Raw genomic sequence first — 12,494 nt, 5'->3', positions numbered from 1 at the left:
CAATTTCCGCCGCCGAACTGGACAGCGGCGGGCCTGCGTGCTTTGTCTCTGGCAACTCAAAGCCGGAGGCCCCCATGCTTGATTCCGTCACCGATCTGCGATCCCTGCTGAAAGACCCTTCGCTGCTGGCCGACAAGGCCTATGTGGCGGGCGAATGGATCGAGGCCGATGACGGCTCGTCCTTCGAGGTCACCAACCCGGCGCGCGGCGATGTGATCGCCCGCGTGCCCAATCTGGGCCGGGCCGAGACCGCCCGCGCCATTGCCGCCGCCGCCGTGGCGCAAAAGGAATGGGCAGGCCGCACCGGCAAGGAACGCGCCGCCGTGCTGCGCAAATGGTATGAGCTGATGATGGCGCATCAGGATGATCTGGGCACCATCCTCTGCGCCGAAATGGGCAAACCGCTGGCCGAGGCCAAGGGCGAAGTGGGCTATGGCGCCAGCTTCATCGAATGGTTCGCCGAGGAGGCCAAGCGCGTCTACGGCGAAACCATCCCCGGCCATCAGCGCGACAAGCGCATCACCGTGATCAAGCAACCGATCGGCGTCGTGGCCTCGATCACGCCCTGGAACTTCCCCAATGCGATGATCACCCGCAAATGCGGCCCGGCACTGGCCGTGGGCTGCGGCTTTGTCGCCCGCCCGGCCTCGGAAACCCCGCTGTCGGCGCTGGCGCTGGCGGTGCTGGCCGAACGCGCAGGCCTGCCGGGCGGCATCTTCTCGGTCATCACCTCGGAACGCGCCTCGGCCATCGGCAAGGAATTCTGCGAAAACCCGATCGTGCGCAAGCTGACCTTCACCGGCAGCACGGAGGTGGGGCGCATCCTGCTGCGTCAGGCGGCGGATCAGGTGATGAAATGCTCGATGGAACTGGGCGGCAACGCCCCCTTCATCGTGTTCGACGATGCCGATCTGGACAAGGCGGTCGAGGGGGCGATGATCTCCAAATTCCGCAACAATGGCCAGACCTGCGTCTGCGCCAACCGGATCTATGTGCAGGCGGGCGTCTATGACGCCTTCGCGGCCAAGCTGAAAGCGGCCGTGGAGGCCACCACCGTCGGGGACGGGCTGAAAGCGCCGGTGCAATTCGGGCCGCTGATCAACCTGGATGCGGTGGAAAAGGTCGAGGAACATATCGCCGACGCCACCGCCAAAGGCGCGAAACTGGTGCTGGGCGGCCAACGGCACGAGCTGGGCGGCACCTTCTTCCAGCCGACCGTCCTCACCGGCGTCACCGACGACATGGCGGTGACCAACGAGGAAACCTTCGGCCCGGTGGCGCCCCTGTTCAAATTCGACACCGAGGAAGAGGTGATCGAGAAAGCCAATGCCACCATCTTCGGCCTCGCCTCCTACTTCTATTCGCGCGACATCGGCCGCATCACCCGCGTGCAGGAAGCGCTGGAATACGGCATGGTCGGCGTGAATACCGGGCTGATCTCCACCGAAGTGGCGCCCTTCGGCGGGGTCAAGCAATCCGGCCTTGGCCGCGAGGGCAGCCATCACGGCATGGAGGATTACCTCGAAATGAAATATATCTGCCTCAGCATCTGAACGCAGAAAGGGGGCGCTCGCGCCCCCTCGGGCCTGCGGCCCTCACCCCCTGAGGATATTTTTGAACAGAAAATGAGCAAAAGCGCTGCTCTATTTCATTTTCTGTTCAAAAATATCCTCGGGGGGTGAATGCGCCGCAGGCGCAGAGGGGGGCAGACAGCCCCCCTTCTTTTACGGCGTCATGGCCTTGCGCTGCCGGGTCCGTTGCAGGCCCAATTGCCGCTCGCGCCAGATGATCAGGATACCCGCCGCGATCACCAGCCCTGCGCCCGCCAGCATGGTCAGGGTCGGCACTTCGTCAAAGGCGGCATAGCCGATCACCAGCGCAAAGATCATGGATGCGTAATCGAACGGCGCGATCAACGAGGCATCGGCCTCGCGATAGCTGGAGGTCAGCAGGATCTGCCCGATCCCGCCCAGAAGGCCCACGGTGATCAAGGTCACCCAATCCAGCGCCGTGGGCCAGACCCAGCCCCAGGGCAGGGTGACGAAGGACAGGCAGGTGGCCGTCAGCGAGAACCAGAACACGATGGTCGGCGTGCGCTCGGTGTCCACAAGTTTTCGGACGAAAACTTGGGCCAGCGCGGCGCAGACGGCGCCGAACAGCACCAGCATCGCCCCAAGCGCCTCGGTGCTGCCGGCACCGCTGGTCACGGTCAGGCGCGGGCTGGCCACGATCAGCACCCCCGCCAGCCCCAGCACAACGGCGCCGATGCGGAAGGCGCGCACCTCCTCGCCCAGAAACATCGCGGCAAAGATCACCGTCAACAGCGGCGCGGCATAGCCGATGGCCGTCACCTCGGGCAGCGGCAGGAAGGCCAGCCCCGCAAAGCCAAAGCCCATGGCCGAGGTGCCCATCAGCCCGCGCCACAGATGGCCATAGGGGTTCTGCGTGCGCAAGCCGGTGGCCAGCTCCCCGCGCCAGACCAGCCAGACCAGGATCACCGGCATGGCAAAGAAGGCGCGGAAGAACACCGCCTCGCCTGGCGGCACGTGATCGGCGCTGAGTTTGATGAGGGCCGACATCGCGATGAAGACCAGAACCGAACCGAGTTTCAGCGCGATGCCGCGCATGGGGCGCATGGGACTCTCTCCTGCCTGTTCGCGCCGCCACGCTCGCACCCTCGGGGGGCGAGGGCAAGGGGGCGGAATTGCCCCCCTGCCCTTGCACTTCGCCCCCGCGCGCCCCTAGATGGGATCAAACGCTTTTCGCAATGGGTGCCCCATGACGCTGCCGCTTCCCTCTCCGGTTTTTGATGCCAATGCCAGTGCCGGGGGGCTTGGGTCGCTGCCTGACTGGGATCTGACCGATCTTTACCCCGCCCCCGATGCGCCGGAAGTGGAGCGCGATCTGGCCTGGCTGGAAACCGCCTGCGCCGATTTCGCCGCGACCTATGAGGGCAAGCTGGCTAGCCTTGATGCCGCCGGTCTGCTGGCCTGTGTGCAGGATTATGAGGCCATCGACATCGTGGCGGGTCGTCTGATGTCTTATGCGGGCCTGCGCTATTACCAGAACACCATGGACAGCGAACGCGCCAAGTTCATGGCCGATGCGCAGGATGAGGTCACCACCTCGACCACGCCGCTGGTGTTCTTCAGCCTCGAATTCAACCGCCTGGACGAGGCGCATCTGTCAGGCCTGCTGGCCGCCAATGCCGATCTGGCGCGCTACAAGCCGGTGTTCGACCGCATGCGCGCCATGCGCCCGCATCAGCTCTCGGACGAGCTGGAGCGGTTCCTGCATGATGAATCGGTGGTGGGCGCAAGCGCCTGGAACAAGCTGTTCGACGAAACCATGGCGGGCCTCATGTTCGCGGTCGCGGGCGAGGAGGAGGAGCTGAACCTTGAGGCGACGCTGAACCTGCTGACCGACACCGACCGCGCGCGGCGCGAGGCAGCGGCGCGGGCCTTGGCGGCGGTGTTTGACAAGAATGTGAAGCTCTTTGCCCGCATCCACAACACGCTGGCCAAGGAAAAGGAAATCCACGACCGCTGGCGCAAGATGCCCAGCCCCCAGCATGGCCGCCATCTGTCGAACCATGTCGAGCCCGAGGTGGTGGAGGCGCTGCGCAATGCCGTGGTCGCCGCCTATCCGAAGCTGAGCCACCGCTACTATCGCCTGAAGGCCAAATGGCTGGGGCTGGAGCGGTTGCAGGTCTGGGACCGCAACGCGCCCTTGCCGATCGAACAGCCGAAGACGATCGGCTGGGAGGAGGCGCGCCAGACGGTGAGCGACGCCTATGCCGCCTTCTCGCCCGCCTTGGCCGAACTGGCGGAGCCTTTCTTTACAAAGGGATGGATCGACGCGGGCGTGAAGCCGGGCAAGGCGCCGGGGGCTTTCGCGCATCCGACCGTGACCACCGTGCATCCCTATGTGATGCTGAATTACCTGGGCAAACCGCGCGATGTGATGACGCTGGCGCATGAGCTGGGCCATGGCGTGCATCAGCGGCTGGCGGCGGCGCAGGGCGAATTGCTGGCCTCCACCCCGCTCACGCTGGCCGAAACCGCAAGCGTGTTCGGCGAGATGCTGACCTTCCGCAAGCTGCTGGATGGCGCGAAAACCAAGGCCGAGCGCAAGACCCTGCTGGCGGGCAAGGTGGAGGACATGATCAACACGGTCGTCCGCCAGATCGCCTTCTATGATTTTGAATGCAAGCTGCACGCGGCCCGTGCCGATGGCGAATTGACGCCCGACGGCATCAACGCGCTGTGGATGAGCGTTCAGGCCGAAAGCCTGGGCGATGTGTTTGATTTCATGGATGGATACGAGACCTTCTGGGCCTATATCCCGCATTTCGTGCATTCGCCCTTCTATGTCTATGCCTATGCCTTCGGCGATGGTTTGGTGAATGCGCTTTATGCCGCCTATGCTTCTGGCTTGCCGGGGTTCGAGGAGAAGTATTTCGACCTGCTGAAGGCGGGCGGATCAAAGCATCACAAGGAGCTGCTGGCGCCGTTTGGCCTTGATGCCTCGGACCCGAAATTCTGGGACAAGGGGCTGTCGATGATCGCGGGCTTCATTGACGAGCTGGAGGCGATGGAGGACTGAGCCTTCTGCCCGCGCGCTTATGATCCCCGTCGGATGCCTCCGGCGGGGATATTTTTTGCCAAGATGAAATCAGGCGACCTTGGCCGGGCGGCGGTTTTCGAACCAGCGGAAGATCAGCACGATGACGGCGGTGATGGCCATATATATCACGGCGAGCAGCAGGAGCGGTTCGTAAGTCAGGAACGTGTCTTGCCGCACCCGGCTGGCGACGGCGTAGATGTCAACCACGGTGATGGTGGCGACCAGCGGCGTGGCTTTCAGTTGCAGCACGGTTTCGCCGCCCAGCGTGGGCAAGACCCGGTGCAGCGCCTGCGGCAGCCAGATGCGGCGCAGCGTGGTCAGGCGCGGCATGCCCATGGCCTTTGCGGCCTCCAGCTGGCCCTTGGGCACGCCCTTGAAGGCGCCGCGCATCACCTCGCCCTCATAGCCCGCAAAGCTGAGCGTGAGCGCCAGCAGGCCATAGGGCCAGGCCTGGCGCAGGATCGGCCAGAGGTCGCTTTGCCGGATCCAGGGGATTTGCGGAAACAGCGAGCCGAGGCCGTAATAGAGCAGCCAGAGTTGCAGCAGCAAAGGCGTGCCGCGAATGACGGTGCAGAAGGCCCGCGCGGGCCAGGCGAGGAACCAGGGCCCCACCGCCTGCGCCAGCCCCAGCGGGATGGCGAGCAGGAGGCCGAACAGGATCGACAGCGCCAGAATCCAGATGGTGCGCCACAGGCCAAGCGCGGCCATCGGCGCATATTTCGGCACCCAATCCCATCGCAGGCTCAGCGCGCACCACAGCACGATGGCCAGCACGACCAGCGCCATGACGATGCGATGCGGCTGCCAGAACGCGCGGCTGAGGATCATGAGCGCAGCTCCGGCTGGCCGCGCCGGGCGCGGCGTTCCAACAGGGCAAAGCCCCAGCCCGACAGCAGCGAGATCGCCAGATAAAGCGCGCCTGCCGCCATGAAGAAAGTGAAATAGGCCTTGGTTGCCCCGGCGGCCTGCCTTGTGGTCTGGGTCAGTTCGGCAAAGCCCACGACGGCCAGCAACGCCGTGTCCTTGGTGGCATTGAGCCAGAGATTGCCGAGGCCCGGCAAGGCATTGGGCAGCATCAAGGGCAGCGTGACCCGCCGCGCGATCAGCCCCGGCGGCATGCCCATGGCGCGCGCGGCCTCGATCTGGCCCGCGGGCACGGCCTGAATGGCGCCGCGCAGCACCTCGGTCGCGTAGGCCCCCTGCACCACGCCCAGAACCCCGATCCCGGCGGCGACGCCGGAGATCTGGATGCGCTCATAGCCGAAGCTCAGCAGCAGCTGGTTCACCGCGTCGGTGCCCGCATAGAACAGGATCAGGATCAGCACCAGCTCGGGCACCGCGCGCACCACGGTGGTGTAAACCGCCGCCAGATCGCGCGCGACCGGGCCGCCTTGCAGCTTGGCAAAGGCGCCGATCAGCCCCAGCAGCAGCCCCAAGCCATAGGCGCCAAGCGCGATCAGCACCGAGGCCATCAGCCCTTGCAGCAAAGGCGCCCCCCAGCCGGGGGGCTCCAATTGCAACAGCTCAAGCGTGGCGGTGGCTGCCACCAGCCCCGACACGGCGCTCAGCCGCCATAGATCGAGGAGGCGAAATAGGGCTTGGAAATGGCCTCATAGGTGCCATCTTCCAGCACCTTGGCGATGCCCGCGTTGAACTTTTCCTTCAGTGCCTCCTCGCCCTTGCGCAATCCGACGCCGACGCCAAGGCCCAGCACATCGGTATCATCGGCCACGGCGCCCTTGCTTTCGCAGCAGGCGGCGCCTTCGGGCGTGGCAAGGAAGGCATCCAGCGCGATGCTGTCGGCCTGGGTGGCATCAATCCGGCCCGCGACCAGATCCTGATTGGCCTCATCCTGGGTCTGATAGACCTTGATCTCGCCCGCCGTGGCGGCAAAGTGCTTTTGCGCATAGGCCTCGTGGATGGTCGAGACCTGCACGCCGAGGATCTTGCCCGCCAGCCCCTCCGGGGTGGCCGCCATCTCCACGCCCTTGGGGCCGACGATCACGGTGGGGGTGTTGTAATATTTGTTCGAGAAGTCGATGGTTTTCATCCGCTCCTCGGTGATCGACATCGAGGCCATGATGGCGTCGATCTGGCCCGAGGTCAGCGCCGGGATGATGCCATCCCAGGCCACCGGCACCACCTCGCAGTCCAGCGCGGCAGCCTTGCAGACGGCGCCGATCATCTCGACCTCCCAGCCGGTCCATTTGCCGCTGGCATCGGGCGAGGCGAAGGGCGGATAGGGTTCCGCCGCAATGCCGACCTTCACGGTTTCGGCCATGGCCGCGCCCGACATCAGCAAGCCCGCGATCAGGCCAAATGCAAGTTTCTTCATGGTCTTTCCTCTCTGTTGGTCGGTCACGGGTTACCCCACGCTTTTCAGGAATTGTTTCAGCCGGTCGGATTGCGGCGCGCCGAACAGGGCCTCTGGCGGGCCTTCTTCCTCGATGCGGCCATTGTGCAGATAGATCACGTGGCTGGCGACCTCGCGCGCGAATTTCATCTCATGCGTCACGAGGATCATGGTGCGCCCCTCGGCGGCCAGATCGCGGATCACCGCGAGCACCTCGCCCACCAGCTCGGGGTCAAGCGCGCTGGTCGGCTCGTCGAACAGCATGGCGCGCGGGCTCATGCACAAGGCCCGCGCGATGGCGGCGCGCTGCTGCTGGCCGCCCGACATATAGGCGGGATAGGTGTCCGCCTTGGCCGAAAGCCCCACCCGCGCCAGCAGCGCCTCGGCCTGCGCCACGGCCTGCGCACGCGGCAAGCCCAGCACATGCACCGGCACCTCGATCAGGTTTTCCAGAACGGTGCGATGGCTCCACAGGTTGAAACTTTGAAACACCATGCCAAGGCTGCGGCGCAGCCGTTCGATCTGCTTGCGGTCGGCCGGGCTGCCATCGGGGCGCATCGCCACCCGCTCGCCGCCGATCTCGATCACGCCCGCGCTTGGGGTTTCCAGAAAGTTGATGCAGCGCAGCATGGTGGATTTGCCCGAGCCCGAGCCGCCGATGATCGCCACCACATCGCCCTCGCGCGCGGTGAGCGAGACCCCCTTCAACACTTCAAGCGAGCCGAAGGATTTGTGCAGATCCCCGATGCGGATCGCTTCGGGGCGGGTGTCAGACCGGGCATCGGGGCTGTGCGCTGGCATCGGGGCTCCGTCTTTTGTCAATTGCAGTAAGCCCCGGCTTCTGCAATTATGCAAGTGTATAATAGAGGCCCCATGACAGGCGAATGCATGACAGGCGAGCGGCGGAAATTCACCCGCGAAGGCGAGGAGCGGCGGCGCGAGGCGCTGATCGCGGCGGCGCTGGATCTGATCGCCGAGGGCGGTCCGGGTGCGGCGACGGTGCGCGCCATTGCCGAGCGCGCCGGGGTCACGCCGGGCCTGATCCGGCATTATTTCAACACCAAGGAAGACCTGACGCGCGAGGCCTACCGCGCCATGATGCAGGCGATGCAGGCCGATAACGCCGCCGTGCTGACCGGATTGCCGACCGATGCGGCGGTGCGGCTGGCGGCCTTTGTCGCGGCGGCGCTGCGCCCGCCGGTGATGACGCCGCGCCGCATGGGGCTTTGGGCCGGGTTCATCCATCAGGTGCAGCGCGACGCGGATATGGCCGCCGTCCATGCCGAAACCTATCTGGGCTATCGCAACCTGCTGGAAGGCTTGATCGCCGCGCTTGGGCCGAATGATCCCTCCCGGCTGCGCCTGCTGGCCATTGCCTGCAACGGCGTGATCGACGGGCTGTGGCTGGAAGGCTGCGCCCTGCCCCATCATTTCCCCGCCGACGATCTCCCCCGCATCGGCCTGACCGCCGTGGGGGCGATTCTCGGCCAGGACCTGCTGGCCCATTACCAAAGCCCGCTGGCCCAGAACGCAGAACCGGAGGAGCCGAACCCATGAAATATGCCGCCATCCTCGACCGCCTTTCCGGCCTTGGCGGCGCCAAATGGGAAATCCACGCCCGCGCCCGCCAGATGAAGGCCGAGGGCCATCAGGTGATCGAACTCACCATCGGCGAGCCGGACGTGCCCTGCCCCGACAGCCTGCTGGAAGTGGCCGCCCGCGCCATGCAGGCCGGCCGCACCGGCTATTCCAATGGCCGGGGCGAACCGCAGCTGCTGCGCGCACTGGCCGCCCGGCTCAGCACAAGGCGCGGGCGGGCCTTCACGCCGGAAAACATCATGTGCTTTCCCGGCACCCAGACCACGCTCTTCGCGGTGCTGATGGCGATTGCCGAAAGCGGCACCGAGGTGCTGGTGGGCGATCCGATGTATGCCACCTATGAGGGGCTGATCCGCGCCAGCGGCGCCCGGCCCGTGCCGGTGGCCCTGCGCCCCGAACGCGGCTTCCGCCTCGATCCCGCCGATCTGGCCGCCGCCGTCACCCCCGCCACCCGCGCCATCCTGCTCAACACCCCGCATAACCCCACCGGCGCCGTCCTCAGCCCGGAGGATCTGGTGGCCATTGGCGCGGTGGCGCGGGCGCATGACCTGTGGATCGTCTCGGATGAGGTCTATGAGGATCTGGTCTTCCCCGGCACCCGCTTCGCCTCGCCGCTCGATCTGCCCGATCTAGCCGAGCGTGTGATCGCCTGCGCCTCGATCTCCAAATCCCATGCCGCCCCGGGCTTCCGCTCCGGCTGGTGCGCGGGCCCAGCCGAGTTCTGCGACCGCCTGCTGCCCTTGTCCGAAACCATGCTGTTCGGCGGCCAGCCCTTCATCGCCGACATGACCGCCGCAGCCGTCTCTGCCCCGTCGGAAGTGGCGCCCGGCATGGTCGCCCGCTTTGCCGCCCGCGCCGCGATGATCCGCGACGCGCTGGATGGCCAGCACGGCCTGCGCGTGCATGTGCCGCAGGCGGGCATGTTCGCTTTGCTCGACATCCGCGCCACCGGCCTTTCGGGCGAGGCCTTCGCCGCCTCGCTGCTGGAGGCCGAACAGGTCGCCACCATGCCCGGCGAAAGTTTCGGCCAGGCGCTTTCGGGCTGGCTGCGCCTCGCGCTCAGCCAATCCGACGGCCTCACCGCCGAGGCCTGCCGCCGCATCGCCCGCCACGCCGCCGCAGTGCAAACCCGGCGCTGACGCAGCCCTTCCCCCTTCAGCTTGGCGCAAATATCCCGGGGGTCCGGGGGCAGCGCCCCCGGCTCATCAGAGGAAACCATGCCCCTTTCCGTCGGCGAAGCCCTTGTTCAAGCGTTGAAATCCCGTGGCGTCGACACGGTGTTCGGCATTCCCGGCGTGCATACAGTCGAGCTGTATCGCGGGTTGCCCGGCTCTGGCATCCGCCATGTGACGCCGCGCCACGAACAAGGCGCCGCCTTCATGGCCGATGGCTATGCCCGCGTCTCGGGGCGGGTGGGCGTGGCTTTTGTGATCACAGGCCCGGGCCTGACCAATGCCCTCACCGCCATGGCGCAGGCCAAGGCGGATTCGGTGCCGATGCTGGTGATTTCGGGGGTGAACCGGCGCGCGAGCCTTGGTCAGGGCTTCGGCCTTCTGCACGAACTGCCCGATCAGGCCGCCATGGTGCGCGCGCTTTGTCCCAGCTTCCAGATCACCGCGCCCGAGATGCTGGAGCCGGTGCTGACCCGTGCCTTCGCCGCGCTGGAAACCGGCCGCCCCGGCCCGGTGCATATCGAGGTGCCGACCGATGTGATGCCCCTGCCCGCCGCGCTGCCGCGGCTGGCCCCGGCGGCACTGCCCCGCGCGCCCGAGGCCGCCGCGCTTGCGCAAGCCGCCCGTCTGCTTGATGCCGCCACGCGCGTGGTCATCCTTGCCGGCGGCGGCGCAGGCCGGGCCGAGGGGCCGCTGCGCGCCCTGGCCGAGGCGCTGGACGCGCCGCTGGTGCAAACCGTCAACGGGCGCGGGCTGCTGCATGGTCATCCGCTGGCCGTGCCCGCCTCGCCCAGCCTCGAGGCCACCCGCGCCCTGATCGCCAGCGCAGACCAAATCCTGTGTGTCGGCACCGAAATCGGCCCGACCGACTACGACATGTATGTGCTCGGCGGCTTCCCCGACCTCTCGGGGATGATCCGGATCGACCTCTGCCCGCAGCAGCTTGCGCGCCATCCCGCCGCCTGCCGGATCGAGGCCGACAGCGCCGCCGCCCTCGCCGCGCTGCTGCCGCTGATTGCGCCCCGCGCCTCAGACGGCGCCGCCCGCGCCGCCGCCACCCGCGCCGCCGCCCGGGCTGAACTGGCCAGCCTGCACCCGGCCATGCCGCATCAGCTGCGCATGGTCGAGGCCATCCGCGACGCCCTGCCCGGCGCGCTGATCGTGGGCGACAGCACCCAGCCGATCTATGCCGCCAACCTGTTTTACGACCACGACCGCCCCGGTGGCTGGTTCAACGCCGCGACCGGCTTTGGTGCGCTTGGCTATGGCCCCGGCGCCGCCATCGGCGCCAGCATCGCCGCGCCGGGCGTGCCGGTGGTCTGCCTGATCGGCGATGGCGGTTTGCAATTCTCTGCCGCCGAGCTGCGCGTGGCGCGCGACGAGGGCCTGCCGGTCACCTTCCTGGTCTGGAACAATGCAGGCTACCGCGAAATTGCCGAGGCGATGCAAGCGGTTGGCGTGCCCGTCACCGGCTGCACGCCTTCGCCTCTGCGGCTGGACGCCTTCGCCGCCGCCTGCGATCTGCCCTTCACGTCGGTCGCCTCCACGCCCGAGGCGTTGCGCGCAGCCCTGGACCAAGGCAGCGGCCCCCGCCTGATCGAGATCCGCGCGGATTGACGCGCAAGGCTCTTGAATTTGATCAAATTCTGCGGCACAAGCGGGCAAGCCCAGGGAGGTTGCCATGCTTGATTCCGCCCCCGATCTTGTCGCCGGGATTGCCCGCCCCAAACTCGACGCGCTGATGGCGCGCGAGGCCAAGGCCTATGCGTCGGCCCGCCCCAAGACCCGCGCCGCGCTGGAAAAGGGGACATCCCATTTCCTCGACGGCGTGCCGATGCACTGGATGAAAGACTGGCCGATGCCCTTCGCCATGCTGGTGAAATCGGCCAAGGGCGCGAAGATCACCGATCTTGATGGCAACGAAATCAATGACTTCTGCCTTGGCGATACCGGGTCGATGTTCGGCCATTCGCCCGCCCCGCTGGCCCGCGCCATCCGCGCGCAGGCCCGCCATGGCCTGACCTATATGCTGCCCACCGAGACCGCGCTGGAGGCCTCACGCCTGCTGACCGAGGTGTTTGGCGCCTTCCGCTGGCAGATCGCCACCACGGCGACCGATGCCAACCGCTTTGCCCTGCGGGTGGCCCGCGCGATCACCGGGCGGCGCAAGGTGCTGGTGTTCAACGGCTGCTATCACGGCACGCTGGACGATACGATGGTGGAGCTGCGCGACGGCAAAACCCAGTCCCGCCAAGGGCTTGTGGGGCAATTCGCCGATCTGGCCGAAGGCGCCGTGGCCGTAGAGTTCAACGATCTGGCTGCTGTCGAGGCCGCACTGCAAACCGGCGAGATTGCCGCCGTGCTGACCGAGCCGGTGATGACCAATTCCTGCATGGTGCTGCCCGAACCGGGCTTTCATGACGGGCTGCGGGCGTTGACCCGGAAATATGACAGCCTGTTAATCATTGACGAAACCCACACGATTTCATCGGGTTACGGCGGGTATACATGTATACATGCGCTGGACCCCGATATTTTCGTGGTCGGAAAATGCGTGGCGGGGGGGATGCCGACGGCGGTTTGGGGCCTGCGCGAGGACGTGGCGGCGCGCTTTGCCGCCTATGACGCCGCCCGCGCGCCCGGCCATTCCGGCATGGGCACCACGCTTTCGGCCAATCCGATGCAATTCGCCTGCCTGCGCGCCACCCTGTCAGAGGTGATGACGCCAAGCGCTTACAAACACA

Annotated in this window: 11 protein-coding genes; 6 read left to right on the top strand and 5 right to left on the bottom strand. The window is 66.6% G+C overall.

Annotated features, from left to right (window positions below; translation table 11 throughout):
* The first annotated feature begins 74 nt into the window (after positions 1-74).
* Positions 75-1,553 carry an NAD-dependent succinate-semialdehyde dehydrogenase gene (locus JNN06_RS07280; RefSeq protein WP_291238932.1) on the top strand — a complete coding sequence of 493 codons (1,479 nt, stop codon included), beginning with the start codon at positions 75-77 and terminating at the stop codon, positions 1,551-1,553.
* A gap of 171 nt (positions 1,554-1,724) precedes the next feature.
* Here the strand turns inward: JNN06_RS07280 and JNN06_RS07275 are convergent, their stop codons facing one another.
* Positions 1,725-2,636 carry a DMT family transporter gene (locus JNN06_RS07275; protein WP_291238931.1) on the bottom strand — a complete coding sequence of 304 codons (912 nt, stop codon included), beginning with the start codon at positions 2,634-2,636 and terminating at the stop codon, positions 1,725-1,727.
* Positions 2,637-2,778: 142 nt separating this feature from the next.
* Here JNN06_RS07275 and JNN06_RS07270 point away from each other — a divergent pair, with 142 nt between their 5' ends.
* Positions 2,779-4,605, top strand: a complete 1,827-nt coding sequence (locus tag JNN06_RS07270; protein ID WP_291238930.1) for a M3 family oligoendopeptidase — start codon at positions 2,779-2,781, stop codon at positions 4,603-4,605.
* A 69-nt stretch (positions 4,606-4,674) separates the two neighbouring features.
* Here the strand turns inward: JNN06_RS07270 and JNN06_RS07265 are convergent, their stop codons facing one another.
* The 4 genes from JNN06_RS07265 to JNN06_RS07250 are packed head-to-tail and all read right to left on the bottom strand — an operon-like array spanning position 4,675 to position 7,780.
* The gene (locus JNN06_RS07265) at positions 4,675-5,454 is read right to left on the bottom strand and encodes an ABC transporter permease (RefSeq protein ID WP_291238929.1); all 780 of its coding nucleotides are present in this window, start codon (positions 5,452-5,454) and stop codon (positions 4,675-4,677) included.
* Entirely contained in the window at positions 5,451-6,185 is a 735-nt protein-coding gene (locus JNN06_RS07260; RefSeq protein WP_291238928.1) for an ABC transporter permease subunit, read from the bottom strand. The genes JNN06_RS07265 and JNN06_RS07260 overlap by 4 nt, the downstream gene beginning before the upstream one ends.
* Positions 6,186-6,190: 5 nt before the next feature.
* Positions 6,191-6,961 carry a transporter substrate-binding domain-containing protein gene (locus tag JNN06_RS07255; RefSeq protein WP_291238927.1) on the bottom strand — a complete coding sequence of 257 codons (771 nt, stop codon included), beginning with the start codon at positions 6,959-6,961 and terminating at the stop codon, positions 6,191-6,193.
* A 30-nt stretch (positions 6,962-6,991) separates the two neighbouring features.
* Complete coding sequence (locus tag JNN06_RS07250) at positions 6,992-7,780, bottom strand: ATP-binding cassette domain-containing protein (protein WP_291238926.1); 789 nt, start codon at positions 7,778-7,780, stop codon at positions 6,992-6,994.
* Between the two features lie 72 nt (positions 7,781-7,852).
* Between JNN06_RS07250 and JNN06_RS07245 the strand changes: the two genes are divergently transcribed.
* From JNN06_RS07245 to JNN06_RS07230, 4 genes are all read left to right on the top strand, one after another.
* Entirely contained in the window at positions 7,853-8,536 is a 684-nt protein-coding gene (locus tag JNN06_RS07245) for a TetR family transcriptional regulator C-terminal domain-containing protein (RefSeq protein ID WP_291238925.1), read from the top strand.
* Positions 8,533-9,717: a pyridoxal phosphate-dependent aminotransferase gene (locus JNN06_RS07240; RefSeq protein ID WP_291238924.1), complete on the top strand. Its 1,185-nt coding sequence runs from the start codon at positions 8,533-8,535 to the stop codon at positions 9,715-9,717. Before JNN06_RS07245 ends, JNN06_RS07240 begins: the two co-directional genes overlap by 4 nt.
* 78 nt (positions 9,718-9,795) lie before the next feature.
* Complete coding sequence (locus tag JNN06_RS07235) at positions 9,796-11,367, top strand: 5-guanidino-2-oxopentanoate decarboxylase (RefSeq protein WP_291238923.1); 1,572 nt, start codon at positions 9,796-9,798, stop codon at positions 11,365-11,367.
* A 64-nt stretch (positions 11,368-11,431) separates the two neighbouring features.
* A partial coding sequence (locus tag JNN06_RS07230; protein WP_291238922.1) for a transaminase occupies positions 11,432-12,494 on the top strand: 1,063 nt, incomplete at its 3' end.

It is taken from the genome of Gemmobacter sp., from assembly GCF_016792925.1.
Lineage (GTDB): Bacteria > Pseudomonadota > Alphaproteobacteria > Rhodobacterales > Rhodobacteraceae > Gemmobacter.
Note: the sequence above shows the minus strand (reverse complement) of the source record. Positions and strands in the feature narration are given on the sequence as shown.